Source organism: Blastomonas sp. UPD001 (assembly GCF_003426715.1).
Taxonomy (GTDB): Bacteria; Pseudomonadota; Alphaproteobacteria; order Sphingomonadales; family Sphingomonadaceae; genus Blastomonas.
The window spans coordinates 383,886-400,074 of sequence record NZ_QKVT01000001.1 but is presented as its reverse complement, the minus strand read 5'-3'; the positions used below and the strand labels follow the sequence as shown (position 1 = coordinate 400,074).

Below are 16,189 nucleotides of genomic sequence, written 5' to 3'. Positions count from 1 at the left end.
CCGCTGGGCAAGCAGATCGGCATGCACATTGCCGCCGCCTTCCCGCTGGCGCTGAACGCCGACGGCCTCGATGCCGAACTGATCGCGCGCGAACGCAAGATCGCCGAGGAAAAGGCGGCCGAGAGCGGCAAGCCCGCCGAAGTGCAGGCCAAGATGGTCGACGGCGCGATCGCCAAGTTCGCCAAGGAAAACGCGCTGCTCAGCCAGCTGTTCGTGATCGACAACAAGACCCCGATCGCCGACGTGGTGGCCAAGGCCGCCAAGGACGCGGGCGGCAAGATCGTGCTCAAGGACTATGTCCGCTTCCAGCTCGGCGAAGGCATCGAGAAGGAAGAAACCGATTTCGCGGCGGAAGTCGCGGCGGCTGCGGGCCTCTAAGCCTCTAGCCTTTCAGCAAAAAGACGGCGGGTGGCCCCTGGGGCTGCCCGCTGTTTTTATGTCCGCGCCGCGCCTTTGGCCGCGTGACGTCAAACTGTGCAGGAACGTGCTTGGCAGTGCCGGATGCACTGACTATGGTGCGCGCCACTCGGCCAGAAGCGCCGCATTTCATTCCAGATACCGGAACATTCATGACCATCGCATCCTACCGCCGCATCCTCCTGAAGCTGTCGGGGGAAGCCCTGATGGGCGACGGACAATATGGCATCGACCCCGCCACCGTCGCGCGCATGGCGGCGGAAGTGAAAGCGGCCAAGGATACCGGGCTTGAAATCTGCCTCGTCATCGGCGGCGGCAACATCTTCCGCGGCATGGCGGGCGCCGCCAAGGGCATGGACCGCGCGCAGGCCGACTATATGGGCATGCTCGCCACGGTGATGAACGCGCTGGCGATGCAGAGCGCGCTCGAACAGATGGGTGTGCCCACGCGCGTCCAGTCGGCCATCGAGATGGACAAGGTGTGCGAGCCGGTGATCCGCCGCCGCGCCCAGCGCCACCTCGAAAAGGGCCGCGTCGTGATCTTCGCTGCGGGCGTCGGCGCGCCCTATTTCACCACCGATTCCGGCGCGGCGCTTCGCGCGGCCGAGATGAAATGCGATGCGCTGCTCAAGGGCACCAGCGTCGATGGCGTGTACAATGCCGACCCCAAGCTCGATCCGACCGCCGTGCGTTACGAAACATTGAGTTACGACCGGGTGTTGCAGGACAATCTCAAGGTCATGGACGCGAGCGCCGTGGCGCTCTGCCGCGACAATTCCATTCCCATCGTGGTGTTCTCGATCCGCGAACAGGGCAACCTCGCCCGTGTTCTGAGCGGCGAAGGCACCGCGACAACCGTACATCAGAAGGACTGAACCAGTGGCACAGTTTGACAAGAAGGATCTCGAGCGCCGGATGAACGGCGCGGTCGAATCGCTGAAGGGCGACCTTTCGGGCCTGCGCACCGGGCGCGCCAACACGACGCTGCTCGATCCGGTGACGGTCGAGGTCTATGGCGCGCACATGCCGCTGACCCAGATCGCCACCGTTTCCGCGCCCGAACCGCGCATGCTCTCGGTGCAGGTGTGGGACAAGTCGAATGTCGGCCCGGCGGACAAGGCGATCCGCTCGGCGGGGCTCGGGCTCAACCCGATCGTCGATGGCCAGACGCTGCGTCTGCCGATCCCCGACCTGACCGAAGAGCGCCGCAAGGAGCTCGCCAAGCTGGCCGGCCAATATGCCGAAAAGGCGCGCATCGCGATCCGCAACGTCCGCCGCGACGGCATGGATTCGCTCAAGACCGACGAGAAGAAGGGCGTGATCAGCGAAGACGAGCGCAAGCGCCTCGAGACCGAGGTACAGAAGCTGACCGACGACATGATCGCCCAGGCCGATGCCGCCGCGACGCAGAAAGAAAAAGAAATCCTGGGCCAGTGATCTTTCGGCCCGGCCCCAAACTGTCCAAGGCAGAGGCGCATTCCGCAGCGCCCGCGCACGCCGGGCTGGGTCCCGCCTGCGGGGTGCGCCATGCCGCGATCATCATGGACGGCAATGGCCGCTGGGCCGCCCGGCGCAACCTGCCGCGCTTCGTTGGCCACAAGCAGGGCGTCGAAGCGGTGCGCACCACCGTGCGCGCCGCGCGCGACATGGGGCTCGAGGCGCTGACGCTCTACGCTTTCTCTTCGGAAAACTGGAAGCGTCCCGAGGATGAGGTTTCCGACCTGATGGGGTTGCTCAGGCACTTCATCCGCGCCGATGTCGACGAGTTCATCGCCAACAATGTGCGGCTGAAGATCATCGGCAATTATCGCGCGCTCGCCCCCGATCTGGTCGAGATGATCGACGACGTCGTCCAGCGCACCGCGCACAATAGCGGCACCACGCTGGTGATTGCCCTCAACTACGGCGCGCAGGACGAACTGGTCCGCGCCGCGCGCGCGCTCGCCGCAGCGGCTGCGCGCGGCGAGTTCAACGCCGACGCGATCGAGGCGGCGCATATCGATGCGATGCTCGACACCAGCGATCTGCCCCCGCTCGACCTGCTGATCCGCACCTCGGGCGAGCAGCGGCTGAGCAATTTCCTGCTTTGGCAGGCGGCCTATGCCGAATTGTATTTCACCGAGACGCTCTGGCCCGATTTCGACGGGGATTCGCTCGCCCAGGCCTTCCAGTCCTATGCGACCCGCGAAAGGCGCTTTGGTGGCCGCTGACCCGGTGAAGCGGTCCCTGTTCGGCCAGGACCTTGCGGTCCGCACGGTATCGGGCGTGGTGCTGGTGGCGATCGCCGGCACGGCGCTGTGGCTGGGCGGCATTGCCTTCTGGCTGCTCCTGATGGCGGGTGCGCTCGCGATGCAGCACGAATGGGCGGGCCTTGTCGGGCGAATGGAACGCCGCCGCCTTTCGATGCTGGCGCTGATGGCGCCGCTATCGATGCTCTCGCCCTTTGCCGATGGCCCCGGCTTTCTCTCGCTCGGTTTCATCATCGGCGGTGCGTTTTTCATCGCCACGATCGATCGCAGCTTCCGCCTCGCCTGGGGCGTGCTCTATTGCGCGCTGCCGGTGATGGCGCTGCTCTATCTGCGCCAGCAGGACAATGGCCTGCTGCTCGCCTTCTGGACGATGGCGACGGTCTGGGCGACCGATATCGGCGCCTATTTCGCCGGACGCGGCATCGGCGGGCCCAAGATCGCCCCGTCGATCAGCCCGAGCAAGACCTGGGCGGGACTCGCAGGCGGCATGACCGCCGCGCTGCTGTTCGCGATGCTGCTGCGGGAGCATTTCGACCTGCCCTATATTCTGGTACTGGCGAGCGCGCCGCTCGCGATCATCGCGCAGATCGGCGATTTTCTCGAAAGCTGGATGAAGCGCCAGGCGGGCGTCAAGGATTCGGGCACGCTCATTCCCGGCCATGGCGGCATTCTCGACCGCGTCGATGGGCTGGTCCCTGTCGCGCCGGTCGTCGCAACGCTGGTTGCAGCCAACGCATTTTGGGCGCTAGGATAAGCATTCCATGTCGCGCCCCGAAACGCTCTCTCCCGGCCTGATCGTGCCGCCGCCATGCGCTGAGCCGCGCTCGATCAGCATCTTCGGCGCGACCGGATCGGTCGGCACATCGACGCTCGATCTCATTCGCCTCGACCCTTCCGCCTATCGCATCGTCGCGCTCACCGCGCACAGCGATGCGGCAGGGCTGGCGAAGCTGGCACGCGAATTCTCCGCCGAGGTCGCGGTGATCGGCGATCCCGCGCAGCATCAGGCGCTGGTCGATGCGCTCGAAGGCAGCGCCACCCGGGCCTGGTCGGGCCCGCAGGCGCTGCTCGACGCGGCCGACCTCGATGCCGACTGGACGATGGCCGCGATCGTCGGCTGTGCCGGGCTCGCGCCGATCATGCGCAGCCTGTTGCGCGGACGCAGCGTCGCTCTCGCCAACAAGGAGGCGCTGGTGTCCTCCGGCGCGCTGATGATCGAGGCGGCGCGCAGTTCAGGTGCGACACTGCTGCCAGTCGATTCCGAGCATAACGCGATTTTCCAATGCCTTGCTGGCGCTTCCTACGATCAGGTGCAAAGCATCACGCTCACCGCGAGCGGCGGCCCTTTCCGCACCTGGACGCTCGACCAGATGCGCGCAGCGAAGCCGGAACAGGCGGTGGCGCACCCCAATTGGTCGATGGGCGCGAAAATCTCGGTCGACAGCGCGACGATGTTCAACAAGGGGCTCGAACTGATCGAGGCCCATCACCTGTTCCCGGTCGGGCTCGATGCCATCCGCATCCTGGTGCACCCGCAATCGGTGATCCACTCGATGGTCGAGTATCGCGACCGTTCCACGCTGGCACAATTGGGCGCGCCCGACATGCGCATCCCGATCGCGTCGGCGCTCGCCTGGCCCGACCGGATTGCGACCGATTGCGCCCCGCTCGACCTTGCCACCATCGGCCAGCTGACCTTCGAACCGCTGGATAATGAACGCTTTCCCGGCCCGGGCATCTGCCGCCAGGCGATCGCGGCGGGCGGCGGCGCGCCCGCCATCCTCAACGCGGCGAACGAAATCGCGGTCGCCGCGTTCCTCAAGGAAGAGATCGGATTCCTCGATATCGCCGCAATTGTGTCCGAGGTTCTGGCAGGCTATAGCCCTGAAAACCCGCAAAGCCTGCAGGATGTGCTGGCGATAGATCGAGAAGCGCGCGTGCATGCTGCCGCCGCGGTGCGAACCAGGAACTGACCCTTGAACGAAAATCCCGGCTTGTTGCTGACCGTCTTCGCTTTCCTGCTCGTGCTTGGCCCGCTGGTCTTCGTGCACGAAATGGGTCATTATCTGGTCGGACGCTGGTTCGGGGTGAAGGCGGAATCCTTCTCGATCGGCTTCGGGCGCGAGATTGCGGGATGGACCGACAAGCGCGGCACCCGCTGGAAGCTGGGGATGCTGCCGCTCGGCGGCTATGTCCAGTTCGCGGGCGACATGGACCCGTCGAGCCGCGCCGATCCCAACTGGATGGCCCTGCCCGCCGAAGAGCGCAACCGCACCTTCCAGTCCAAGACCCTGTGGCAGCGCGCGCTGATCGTGTTCGCCGGCCCCGCGATCAACTTCCTGTTCGCCATCCTGATCCTCGCCGGTTTCGCCTTCGCCTATGGCAAGAGCGTGACCCCGCCGGTGGTTGCAGGCGTGCTGCCGAACTCCGCGGCGGCAGAGGCCGGACTGCTCCCCGGCGACCGGATCGTCTCGGTCGATAGCGAGCGGATCGAATGGTTCGACGAGCTTGGCCGCCGCATCGCGCATCGCCCCGATGAACGCATCACCCTGCGCGCCGAACGCGCCGGACAGGTGCGCGAATTCGATTTCAGGATCGGCGTCGAGGTGCAGAAGGACCGGTTCGGCAACGAATATCGCATCGGACGGCTGGGCATCATGTCGGCAAAGCCCGTCATGCGCCCGGTCTCGCTCGCCGAAGCGCCAATCGTCGCGGTTGAACGGACCGGGGATATCGTGCGGCTGATGGTCGCGACGCTAGGCCAGGTCATCACCGGCAGACGCTCGGTTTCCGAGCTCGGTGGCCCGCTCAAGATCGCGCAGGTTTCGGGCGAGCAGCTCTCGGCCGGGCTCGACGATTTCATCTTCTTCATCGCGCTGATCTCAATTAATTTGGGGTTCATCAACCTGCTGCCAATTCCCATGCTCGATGGCGGTCACCTGCTATTCTATGCGATCGAGGGAATCCGGCGCAAACCGGTCAACCCCAAGGTCATGGAATGGGCTTTCCGTTCGGGCCTCGCGGCTGTGCTGGCCCTGATGGTGTTCGTGACCGTCAACGATCTCGCATCGTTCGGCCTGCTCGGCTGAAAGACGGGTTGATTGATTGCGGCGGATGATGCAGGGGTTTGCGCACCGGGGCGGGTTATCGGACGGCAATGCAGGGACCGTCCGATATGTTTTTGGCTTAGGGTGGGTCTTTTTTCCGTGAAATCTGAACACAAAATCGCCATTGGCGCGCGTGCCCTCGGCCTGTTGCTGAGCTCGACCGTTCTGGCAGGCACTGCAGGTTCGGCGTTCGCCCAGACCGCGGGACCGGCAGCGCCGCCCGCTGCGCCCCAGGCGACCGCGCCCGTTCCCGTGGTGGCGCCCGCTGGCCAGCAGATCCGCTCGATCACCGTCAACGGTTCGCAGCGTATCGAGGCCGATACCGTGCGCTCGTACATCCAGCTGCGCGTCGGCGACATCTACACCCAGGTCGCCGCCGACCAGGCGCTGCGCGACCTGTTCGAGACCGAACTGTTCGCCGATGTCGCCATCCGCAACAACGACGGCGCAGTGGTGATCGACGTCAAGGAAAACCCGGTGATCAACCGCGTGATCCTGGAAGGCAACAAGCGCATCAAGGAAGACAAGATCCTTCCCGAGATCCGCCTCGCCCCGCGCCAGATTTTCACCCGCACCAAGGTGCGCGCCGACGTCGCGCGCATCATCGAGCTGTACAAGCGCCAGGGCCGCTTCGCTGCCACGGTCGAGCCGAAGATGGTCCAGCAGGACCAGAACCGCGTCGACGTCGTCTTCGAAATCAACGAGGGTCCGCGCTCGAAGGTCCGCCAGATCAACATTCTGGGCAACGAGAAATTCTCCGACGGCGAACTGCGCGGCGAGATGGCGACCAAGCAGTCGCGCTTCTACCGCTTCTTCAGCTCGGGCGATTCCTACGATCCCGACAAGCTGGCCTATGACCAGCAGAAGCTGCGCCAGTTCTACCTGACCCAGGGCTATGCCGATTTCCGCGTGATCTCTGCGGTAGCCGAACTGACCCCCGACAAGCGCGACTTCATCATCACCTATGTCGTCGAGGAAGGCGATCGCTACAAGTTCGGCGATGTCGCGGTCGAAAGCCAGATCCGCGACTTCTCCGAAGAAGGCCTGAAGGCGCAGCTGCCGATGAAGACCGGCGACTGGTACAATGCCAAGCAGGTCGAGGATACCGTCGAGCAGCTGAGCGAGACCGCCGGTCTGTTCGGTTATGCGTTTGCCGACGTGCGGCCCAATTTCAACCGCAACCGCGAAACGCTCACGATGGACATCACGTTCGAGCTGGCGGAATCGGCGCGCGTCTATGTCGAGCGCATCGACATCAACGGCAACACGCTGACCCAGGACAAGATCGTCCGGCGCGAGTTCCGCCTGAACGAAGGCGACGCGTTCAACAGCTTCCTGGTCAAGCGTTCGGAAAACCGCATCAACTCGCTCGGCTATTTCCAGGAAAAGTTCGAGATCGAGCAGAAGCAGGGCAGCGCGCCCGACCGCATCATCCTCGAGGCCAATGTCGAGGAAAAGGCGACCGGCGAGCTTCAGCTTTCCGCCGGCTTCTCGTCGATCGAGAATTTCATCCTCCAGGCCTCGATCCGCCAGCGCAATTTCCGCGGCAAGGGCCAGACCGTCGGCGCGAGCATCAACTATTCGCGCTTCTCGCAGGGGATCAACCTCAGCTTCACCGAACCCTATGTGTTCGATCGCAACATTTCGTTCGGTGCGGACATTTTCCGGCGCGATCTCAACAGCTTCAACTTTGTCGGCAACTCGCGTAACACCACCTATGAGCAGCTCACCACCGGTGCCTCGCTGCGCCTGGGCGTGCCGCTGACCGAATATGTCTCGGCGCTGCTGCGCTATTCGCTGACCTTCGACGACGTGACGCTCGACCGTAACCAGTTCTTCTCCGATCTGGACGGCAACGGCACGCTGGAATGCGATCCCGTCCGCGCCGGCTTCTTCCTGTGCGACAACCTCGGCAAGCGCACCACCTCGCTGATCGGCTATTCGCTGATCTACGACAATCGCGACAACCGCGTCCGCCCGACGCGCGGACAGAACATCACGTTGTCGCAGGACTTTGCCGGACTTGGTGGCGCGGTCAGCTATCTGCGCACCCGCCTCAACGCGTCGAAGCACTGGCGCATCGGACGCAGCGGCTTCATCTTCACCGTCGCCGCCGAAGGTGGCCATATCATCGCGTTCGAGGATCGTGGCACTCCGGCCCAGGGCATCGACGATATCCGCCTGACCGACCGCTTCTTCCTGGGTCAGCCGCAGATTCGCGGCTTCGACATCCGCGGCGTCGGCCCGCGCGTGATCCGTACCGGCTTCAACCCCGAGATCGTCAACGGCGTGATCGTCAACACGCCGGTGACCGAGCGGCGCAACCGCGTCGATGACGCGCTTGGTGGCCGCTATTACTATCTCGCCCGTGCCGAGCTCGACATTCCGCTGGGCAGCGGCGCGCGCGAGCTGGGCCTGCGTCCTTCGGTGTTCGTCGATGCCGGCGCGGTCTTCGGTGTGGTCCGCCCGCTTCTGCAGACCCCGCAGAATCGCGACGAGAACGGCAATCTGCTGTACCTCACCACCGATGCGGCAGGCGCCATCACCACGACGACGAGCGCCACCAACGCGGCCGGCGTTCCCAACACGCCGAGCCTTGCCTTTACCGAACAGTTCTTCGGCGATTCGCCCAAGCCGCGCGTGTCGGTGGGCTTCGGCGTCAACTGGAACTCGCCCTTCGGCCCGTTCCGCATCGATATTGCCCGCGCCCTGCTCAAGGAGCCTGGCGACGATACCCGTCTATTCACATTCAACGTAGGGACCCAGTTCTGATGAAGCTTCTTCTGAAATGCACTGCCGCGGCGCTGATGGCCGCCGGCACCCTGGCTTCGGGCGCGATCGCTCCTGTTGCCGCTCAGGCCGTCGCCGGCATCGGCGTCGCCGATCAGCGCCGCGCGGTGGTCGAATCCTCGGCCTTTGTCAGCGCCAACAACGCGCGCCCGACGACCTACAAGGCGCAGTATGACGCGGCCCAGGCCAAGTCGAACCAGATCCGCCAACAGCTCGAGCCGCTGGTGAACAAGTTCAACACCGACGTTCAGGCCCCCAACGCCCAGCAGAACCAGGCCGCGCTGCAGCAGCAGCTGGGCCAGATCCAGCAGCTGCGCGAACAGGGTTCGCAGGAAGTGCAGGAAATCCTGCAGCCGGTCGCGCTGTCCGAAGCCTATGTGCTCGAACAGATCAGCGACAAGTTCGACCAGGCGGTGCGTCAGGCGATGGCCAAGCGCAAGGTCAGCATCGTGCTCGAAGCCGGTGCCACGCTCGCGCGCGCCGATGGCTATGACATCACCAAGGACATCACCGCCGAGCTGAACGCGCTGATCCCCAGCGCCCAGCTCGTCCCGCCGCAGGGCTGGCTGCCGCGTCAGCAGCGCGAAGCTCAGGCGGCGCAGCAGGCCGCCCAGGGTCAGGCGCGTCCGGCAACGCCCGCCGCGCAGCAGCCCGAAGGCCGGTAAGTCCGGCCCATGGCGGAAGGCGATGTGACCTACGACATCCTCAAGGTGATGGCGGCGCTTCCGCATCGCTATCCCATGCTGCTCGTCGACCGCGTGGCGCGGCTGGACATCGACCAGTCGATCCACGCGATCAAGCATGAACGAGCCATTCTTCCAGGGCCATTTTCCCGCCCGCCCGATCATGCCCGGCGTCCTCATCATCGAGGCGCTGGCGCAGGCGGCGGGCATCCTGGCGGTGGAATCGCTCGGCCTCGCGGGCTCGGGCAAGCTCGTCTATTTCATGGCGATCGACGGGGCGAAGTTCCGCGTTCCGGTCGAACCCGGCGTGCTGCTCGACCTGCATGCCGAGTTCGAACAGAAGCGTGCCAAGGTGTGCAAGTTCAGGGCGCGCGCCGAAATGAACGGCAAGCTGGCCTGCGAGGTCGGCTTCACAGCGATGATCGCCGATCCGCCGGCCTGATCAGTCGCGGCCTGCAAAAGCCTTGCTTTTGATGGCGCGCAGCGTTATGCGCGCCGCTTCCCATTCATCCTGCGGGCTGGTCGGAACCAGCCAAATTCAAGGACCGATACCATGAAGAACGATATCCATCCCGATTATCACATGATCAATGTGAAGATGACCGACGGCACCGTGTACCAGACCCGCTCGACCTGGGGCAAGGAAGGCGACACGCTGCAGCTGGATATCGACCCGACCTCGCACCCGGCCTGGACCGGCGGCAACCAGCGTCTGATGGACGCAGGCGGCCAGGTCGCCCGCTTCAACAAGCGCTTCGGCGGTCTCTCGCTCAAGAAGGGCTGAGTGCTGCCCCTCGCCTGAGGGACGCTATCAGGAAGGGCTGCGAACCATATGGTTTCGCAGCCCTTTTTTGTGGTTGATGGATTTGAAACCCGAACCCGGTTGCCGGTCCCCTGCGAAGGGAGGGGCCCATCTCCAGAGCTTTCAGGCTTTAGTTACCGGCGCAGCGTACAACCGATCGCCCACCAGAGCCGCTGACCGTCCGCGCGGGAGGCAAGCGCAGATGATGGGCCCCTGCCTGCGCAGGGGACCGGCGTGCTGTGATGGGCTGAAGAAAATGCCTGCCTTCGCGGGGAAGGCCCCTTACGCAGGCGCGGCTGCGTTCTCGACCAGCGCGCGCGCGGCTGCCACGGCGGCTTCCGCCTTGCCCGCGTCCGGACCGCCGCCCTGCGCCATGTCGGGACGGCCGCCGCCGCCCTTGCCGCCGAGCGCTTCGACCCCTGCCCGCACCAGATCGACCGCGCTGAAGCGGCCGGTCAGGTCGTCGGTCACGGCAGCCGCAAAGGCCGCACGGCCGTCATTGGTCGCGACCATCACCGCGATGCCCGATCCGAGCGTCGTTTTGGCCTGATCGAGCAACCCGCGCAATTCCTTCGGGTCGAGCCCGTCGATCACCTGCGCCTGGAAGCTGACACCACCGACGCTCTCGACCGCCGGCCCCGCCTTGCCCGCGCCGCCGCCCAACGCCAGCGCCTTGCGCGCTTCGGCGAGTTCGCGTTCGAGCGCCCGGCGTTCGTCGACCAGCGCCGCGATGCGCGCCTCGACCTCGTCGGGCGAGGTCTTGACCAGCGCGGCGATCGCCTTGACGCGCTCGTCGCGCGCCACCAGCCATTGCCGCGCCCCCTCGCCGGTCAATGCCTCGATCCGCCGTACGCCGCTCGACACCGCGCTTTCGCTGACGATGCGGAAGATGCCTATGTCGCCGAGCGCGCGCACATGCGTGCCGCCGCAAAGCTCGACCGAATAATGCTTGTCGGTGGCGCGCCCCATCGAGAGCACGCGGACCTCTTCGCCATATTTCTCGCCGAACAGCGCCAGCGCGCCCGCCTGGACCGCATCATCAGGGCTCATCAGCCGCGTCGTCACCGTCTCGTTGGCGCGGATCTCGGCATTCACCTCGGCTTCGACCGCCGCGATCTCGGCCTCGGTCAGCGCCTTGGGATGCGAGAAGTCGAAGCGCAGCCGGTCGGGCGCGACCATCGATCCCTTCTGCGTGACATGCCCGCCGAGATGGTGGCGCAGCGCGGCGTGCAGCAGGTGCGTCGCGCTGTGGTTGGCGCGCAGCGCGTCGCGACGCTCGACATCGACCGCGAGATGCACGGTATCGCCGACTTTGATCGATCCGGCTTCGACGCGGGCCTGATGCGCGTGCAGGCGGCCGAGCGGCTTGGACGTATCGTCGACCACCGCCTTCAGCCCGCCGAGCGAGGAGATGACCCCGGCATCGCCCATCTGGCCGCCGCTCTCGCCATAAAAGGGTGTCTGGTTGACCAGGATGGTGACGGACTCGCCCGCCGAGGCGCTGTCGATCTCGGCCCCGTCGCGGACCAGCGCGACGACCTCGGCCTCGCCTTCGGTCGCGGTATAGCCGGTAAACTCGGTGCCGCCTGCGCGTTCGGCGATATCGTACCAGATCTCGGCCGATGCGGCCTCGCCCGAACCTTTCCAGGCAGCGCGTGCGGCTGCCTTTTGCGCGGCCATCGCGGTGTCGAAACCTTCGCGATCGACGCCGAGGCCGCGGCTGCGCAGCGCGTCTTCGGTCAGGTCATAGGGGAAGCCATAGGTGTCGTAGAGGCGGAACGCGGTTTCGCCCGAAAGCACCGCGCCTTCGGCGAGATCTGCGGTGGCCTCGTCGAGCAGCCGCAGCCCCTTGTCGAGCGTCTGGCGGAAGCGGGTTTCCTCGCGCTCCAATGTCTCCTCGATCAGCGGCTGCGCGCGCAGGAGTTCGGGGAAGGCCTGGCCCATTTCGGCGACGAGCGTCGGCACCAGACGGTGCATCAGCGGGTCCGCCGCACCGAGGATATGCGCATGGCGCATCGCGCGGCGCATGATCCGGCGCAGGACATAGCCGCGCCCTTCATTGGCGGGCAGCACGCCATCGGCGATCAGGAACGAGGTGGCGCGAAGATGATCGGCGATGACGCGATGGCTCGCCTGGTTGTCGCCAGTGGTCGCGGTGCCGGTCGCCTGGCCCGAGGCGGCGATCAGCGCCTTGAACAGGTCGATATCGTAATTGTCGTGCACGCCCTGCATGACGGCGGCGATGCGCTCGATGCCCATGCCGGTGTCGATCGACGGCCGCGGCAGGTTGGTGCGGCTGCCATCGGCATGCTGTTCATATTGCATGAACACCAGGTTCCAGATCTCGATAAACCGGTCGCCGTCCTCGTCCGGCGATCCCGGCGGGCCACCGAAAATGTGATCGCCATGGTCGTAGAAGATCTCGCTGCACGGGCCGCACGGCCCGGTATCGCCCATCGACCAGAAATTGTCCGAGGTGGCGATGCGGATGATGCGCTCGTCGGGCAGCCCGGCGATCTTCTTCCACAGCCCGAACGCCTCGTCATCGGTGTGATAGACGGTGACGGTCAGCCGGTCGGCGGCCAGGCCCCAGGTCTTGTTGACCAGCGTCCAGGCGTGATGGATCGCCTCTTCCTTGAAATAGTCGCCGAACGAGAAATTGCCCAGCATCTCGAAAAAGGTGTGGTGCCGCGCCGTATAGCCGACATTGTCGAGATCGTTGTGCTTGCCCCCGGCGCGGACGCATTTCTGCGACGAGGTGGCGCGCGGATTGGCGCGGGTCTCGAGCCCGGTGAACACGTTCTTGAACGGCACCATGCCGGCGTTGACGAACATCAGCGTCGGGTCGTTGTGCGGGACCAGCGGCGCGGAAGGAACGATGTCATGGCCGTTGCCTCCGAAATATTCGAGGAACGAGCGCCGGATGTCATTTGTCGATGTCATGGCTGCGACATAAGGCGAGTTGAAGCGAGATTGAAGCAATATATGCGCAAAAATGAAGGGACAGAGCCGCTTGCTGCCGCCCTGCCCCCTCGATCATACATTCGATAGCGATCCGGCGAAGCCAGCCCCAGAGCAGGCGCCGCCATCTGCCGGATTACATATCGTCGCCGACATCGTCCTCGGCATCGGGACCGGTCATCATCTCTTCGGCGACCTTGTCCTGCTGGCCGCGGATCAGGCCCTCGATCTTGGCCATCATCTCGGGATGTTCCTTGAGGAACGTCTTGGCGTTCTCGCGGCCCTGGCCGATGCGCACCGAATCATGGCTGAACCAGCTGCCGGCCTTCTCGACGATGCCCGCCTTCACGCCAAGATCGAGAATCTCGCCGATCTTGGAAATGCCCTCGCCATACATGATGTCGAATTCGACCTGCTTGAACGGCGGCGCGACCTTGTTCTTGACGACCTTCACCCGCGTGGTGTTGCCGACGATATCGTCGCGGTCCTTGATCTGGCCGGTGCGGCGGATGTCGAGACGCACCGAGGCGTAGAATTTCAGCGCATTGCCGCCGGTGGTGGTTTCCGGGTTGCCGTACATCACGCCGATCTTCATGCGCAGCTGGTTGATGAAGATGACCATGCAGCGCGAGCGGCTGATCGAACCGGTGAGCTTGCGCAGCGACTGGCTCATCAGGCGCGCCTGCAGGCCGACATGGCTGTCGCCCATCTCGCCCTCGATTTCCGCCCGCGGCACCAGAGCCGCGACCGAATCGACCACCAGCACGTCGATCGCGTTCGAGCGGACCAAAGTGTCGGTGATCTCGAGCGCCTGCTCGCCGGTATCGGGCTGCGAGACGATCAGCTCGTCAATATTGACGCCGAGCTTCTTGGCATAGACCGGGTCGAGCGCGTGTTCGGCATCGACAAACGCGGCGGTGCCGCCATTCTTCTGCGCTTCGGCGATCACGTGCAGCGCGAGCGTCGTCTTGCCCGAGCTTTCCGGACCGTAGATCTCGATCACGCGGCCGCGCGGCAGGCCGCCGACGCCGAGCGCGATGTCGAGGCCCAGCGATCCCGTCGAGATCGCCTCGACCTGCATCGCCTCCTTGGAGCCCAGCCGCATCGCCGACCCCTTGCCGAAGGCCCGGTCGATCTGAGCCAGCGCCGCATCGAGCGCCTTTTGCCTGTCCATGGATTTTGCCTCTTTTTCGGTCTGGATGAGTTTAAGCTGCCCGGCCATTGCCATGCCCTTTCCTGCCTAATTGCTCCGGTCCTCCGGCGCAACGACTCAGTGATGTACCCAATCTGTTCTAATGGAACAGTTAGGGAACATCGTTGCAGAACGCAAGGGCAAAACGCGTGTCAGATGCGCGCGAGCACCGCCTCGAGCGACGCCAGCGTATAGGGCTTGGGCAAGGTGGGGGCGGACGCGTGCTCGGGCGGGATGGTATCCCCTCCCCCTGTCGCGAAGACATAGGGCACGCCCATGTCGCGCAGCGCATCGGCGAGCGGCCAGCATTTCTCGCGCCCCAGATTGACGTCGAGGATCGCGGCATCGAAGCCGCCTGCCTGCACCGCGGCCAGACCATCGTCCAGGCTGGCGACCATGGCAGCGATCTGGTGACCGGCAAGGTCGATGAAATCCTCGAGCAGCATCGCAATCATCGCCTCGTCCTCGGCGATCAGAAAGGTCCTGGACTCACTCACGTCTCTAGCTTTCCTTCATTCGCTGGGGCCTGTTCGCCGGGGGTGGCGGATGCGGCGAGCGCGCCGTGCACGGCATCGACGATCTGCGCAACCGAAAACGGCTTGGGCAGGAAATGGACCTGATCGATCGAGATGCTCTGCCGAAGCGTTTCCTCGGCATAGCCCGACATGAACAGGATCGGCAGGCCCGGCATGCGCTTGCGCATTTCCACCGCCATGCCCGGGCCGTCGAGATTGGGCATCACCACATCGCTGACGACGAGATCGAACGGCCCGCTATCGCCCAGCCGCTCGAGCCCGTCCTCGCCATCGCTCGCGGTCACCACGGTAAAGCCCTGGCGCGTCAGCGCGCGCTCGGCGACCGCGCGGACCATGTCCTCGTCCTCGACCAGCAGCAGCCGCGCATGGCCCCATTGGCCGGGATTGACCTTGGCGGGCTTGCGGCTGCGCTGTTCGACCGCGCCGCCGCGATAGACCGGGAAATAGATCGAGAAGGTCGTGCCCTGGCCGGGTTCGGAATCGACGAAGATATAGCCGCCCGACTGCTTGACGATGCCGTACACCGTCGACAGGCCAAGCCCTGTGCCCTTGCCGACATCCTTGGTGGTGAAGAACGGCTCGAAGATGCGCGCCTGCACGTCGGGGGGCATGCCGGTGCCGCTGTCCTCGACCAGGATCGCGCTGTAATCGTCGACCGGCAGGATATCGCTGTTCATCGCGCGCACGTCCGCCGCCGTCACCTTGCGGGTGCGGATGGTGAGCGTCCCCCCCGGCGGGCGCTTGGCGAGCATCGCATCGCGGCCATTCACCGCGAGATTGACGATCACCTGCTCCAACTGACCGGGATCGGCACGGACGGGGCCGAGATTGCGGTCATGCTGCACCTCGAGCACGATCTTCTCGCCGATCAGCCGTTTCAGCAGTTCGGACGTGTCGGAGACGATATCGGGCAGCTGCAGCACCTGTGGCCGCAGGGTCTGCTGGCGCGAGAAGGCGAGCAGATGCCGGGTCAGCGAGGCCGCGCGGTTGGAATTGCTGCGGATCTGCTGGATATCGTCGTAATCGCTGTCGCCAGGGCTGTGCCGCATCAGCATCAGGTCGCAATGGCCGATGATCGCGGTCAGCACATTGTTGAAATCATGCGCGACCCCGCCCGCGAGCTGGCCGATCGCCTGCATCTTGCTCGCCTGCGCGACCTGGCGCTTGAGGCGGCTTTCCTCGCTGTTGTCCTTGACCGAGAGCAGCACCGCGGCATCGCCCATCCCGCGCAGGCTGGCGAGCGACAGCGTCACCGGCTCGTCGGGCTGGTTGCGCAGCCGCAGCGCGACATCGCCCGCCATTGCCTGGCCGCTGGCATGGCGGCGTACCGCATCGGCGATCGCGCCCTTGTCCTCGCGCACCACCAGATCGCCCGGATAGGGCGGCAGTTCGGCCTCGGTGATCCCCGCTGCGCGCAGAAACGCATCGTTGGCGAACAGGAAACGCCCGTCG

At 65.1% G+C, this 16,189-nt stretch carries 14 protein-coding genes and 1 pseudogene; 11 read left to right on the top strand and 4 right to left on the bottom strand.

Annotated features, from left to right (window positions below):
• From tsf to rpmE, 11 genes and pseudogenes are all read left to right on the top strand, one after another.
• On the top strand, positions 1-378 hold a 378-nt coding region (tsf, locus tag DM995_RS01945; RefSeq protein WP_116968321.1), incomplete at its 5' end, for a translation elongation factor Ts.
• Between the two features lie 191 nt (positions 379-569).
• A complete protein-coding gene (gene pyrH / locus DM995_RS01940) occupies positions 570-1,292 on the top strand; it encodes a UMP kinase (protein WP_023836941.1) in 723 nt (240 codons plus the stop codon).
• A gap of 4 nt (positions 1,293-1,296) precedes the next feature.
• Complete coding sequence (gene frr, locus DM995_RS01935) at positions 1,297-1,854, top strand: ribosome recycling factor (protein WP_116968320.1); 558 nt, start codon at positions 1,297-1,299, stop codon at positions 1,852-1,854.
• Positions 1,851-2,627, top strand: a complete 777-nt coding sequence (locus tag DM995_RS01930) for an isoprenyl transferase (RefSeq protein WP_116968319.1) — start codon at positions 1,851-1,853, stop codon at positions 2,625-2,627. Before frr ends, DM995_RS01930 begins: the two co-directional genes overlap by 4 nt.
• Positions 2,614-3,420, top strand: a complete 807-nt coding sequence (locus DM995_RS01925; RefSeq protein ID WP_198669225.1) for a phosphatidate cytidylyltransferase — start codon at positions 2,614-2,616, stop codon at positions 3,418-3,420. The genes DM995_RS01930 and DM995_RS01925 overlap by 14 nt, the downstream gene beginning before the upstream one ends.
• A 7-nt stretch (positions 3,421-3,427) precedes the next feature.
• Positions 3,428-4,639 (top strand): 1-deoxy-D-xylulose-5-phosphate reductoisomerase, encoded by a 1,212-nt coding sequence (gene dxr, locus DM995_RS01920; protein WP_116968318.1) that lies wholly within the window; start codon positions 3,428-3,430, stop codon positions 4,637-4,639.
• A 3-nt stretch (positions 4,640-4,642) separates the two neighbouring features.
• The gene (rseP, locus tag DM995_RS01915) at positions 4,643-5,755 is read left to right on the top strand and encodes an RIP metalloprotease RseP (protein WP_116968317.1); all 1,113 of its coding nucleotides are present in this window, start codon (positions 4,643-4,645) and stop codon (positions 5,753-5,755) included.
• Between the two features lie 117 nt (positions 5,756-5,872).
• A complete protein-coding gene (bamA, locus tag DM995_RS01910) occupies positions 5,873-8,545 on the top strand; it encodes an outer membrane protein assembly factor BamA (protein WP_116968316.1) in 2,673 nt (890 codons plus the stop codon).
• Entirely contained in the window at positions 8,545-9,228 is a 684-nt protein-coding gene (locus tag DM995_RS01905; RefSeq protein WP_023836948.1) for an OmpH/Skp family outer membrane protein, read from the top strand. Before bamA ends, DM995_RS01905 begins: the two co-directional genes overlap by 1 nt.
• Positions 9,229-9,237: 9 nt before the next feature.
• Positions 9,238-9,688: pseudogene (fabZ, locus tag DM995_RS01900) on the top strand (3-hydroxyacyl-ACP dehydratase FabZ).
• Between the two features lie 111 nt (positions 9,689-9,799).
• A complete protein-coding gene (gene rpmE / locus DM995_RS01895) occupies positions 9,800-10,030 on the top strand; it encodes a 50S ribosomal protein L31 (RefSeq protein WP_023836950.1) in 231 nt (76 codons plus the stop codon).
• A 300-nt stretch (positions 10,031-10,330) separates the two neighbouring features.
• Here rpmE and alaS read toward each other — a convergent pair whose 3' ends face one another.
• The 4 genes from alaS to DM995_RS01875 all read right to left on the bottom strand — a co-directional run.
• Positions 10,331-12,991, bottom strand: coding sequence for an alanine--tRNA ligase (alaS, locus tag DM995_RS01890; protein ID WP_116968315.1), 2,661 nt, complete (start codon positions 12,989-12,991; stop codon positions 10,331-10,333).
• 154 nt (positions 12,992-13,145) lie between these two features.
• Positions 13,146-14,231, bottom strand: coding sequence for a recombinase RecA (gene recA / locus DM995_RS01885; protein WP_116968314.1), 1,086 nt, complete (start codon positions 14,229-14,231; stop codon positions 13,146-13,148).
• Positions 14,232-14,353: 122 nt separating this feature from the next.
• A complete protein-coding gene (locus tag DM995_RS01880; protein WP_023836953.1) occupies positions 14,354-14,698 on the bottom strand; it encodes a response regulator in 345 nt (114 codons plus the stop codon).
• A partial coding sequence (locus tag DM995_RS01875) for an ATP-binding protein (RefSeq protein WP_116968313.1) occupies positions 14,695-16,189 on the bottom strand: 1,495 nt, incomplete at its 5' end. The genes DM995_RS01875 and DM995_RS01880, both read right to left, overlap by 4 nt.

Bases quoted from the DNA above. Each gene is read 5' to 3' on its own strand.
- pyrH (WP_023836941.1), top strand. From the start codon at position 570: ATGACCATCGCATCCTACCGCCGCATCCTCCTGAAGCTGTCGGGGGAA.
- rpmE (WP_023836950.1), top strand. From the start codon at position 9,800: ATGAAGAACGATATCCATCCCGATTATCACATGATCAATGTGAAGATG.
- alaS (WP_116968315.1), bottom strand. From the start codon at position 12,991: ATGACATCGACAAATGACATCCGGCGCTCGTTCCTCGAATATTTCGGA.
- dxr (WP_116968318.1), top strand. From the start codon at position 3,428: ATGTCGCGCCCCGAAACGCTCTCTCCCGGCCTGATCGTGCCGCCGCCA.
- recA (WP_116968314.1), bottom strand. From the start codon at position 14,231: ATGGCCGGGCAGCTTAAACTCATCCAGACCGAAAAAGAGGCAAAATCC.
- DM995_RS01905 (WP_023836948.1), top strand. From the start codon at position 8,545: ATGAAGCTTCTTCTGAAATGCACTGCCGCGGCGCTGATGGCCGCCGGC.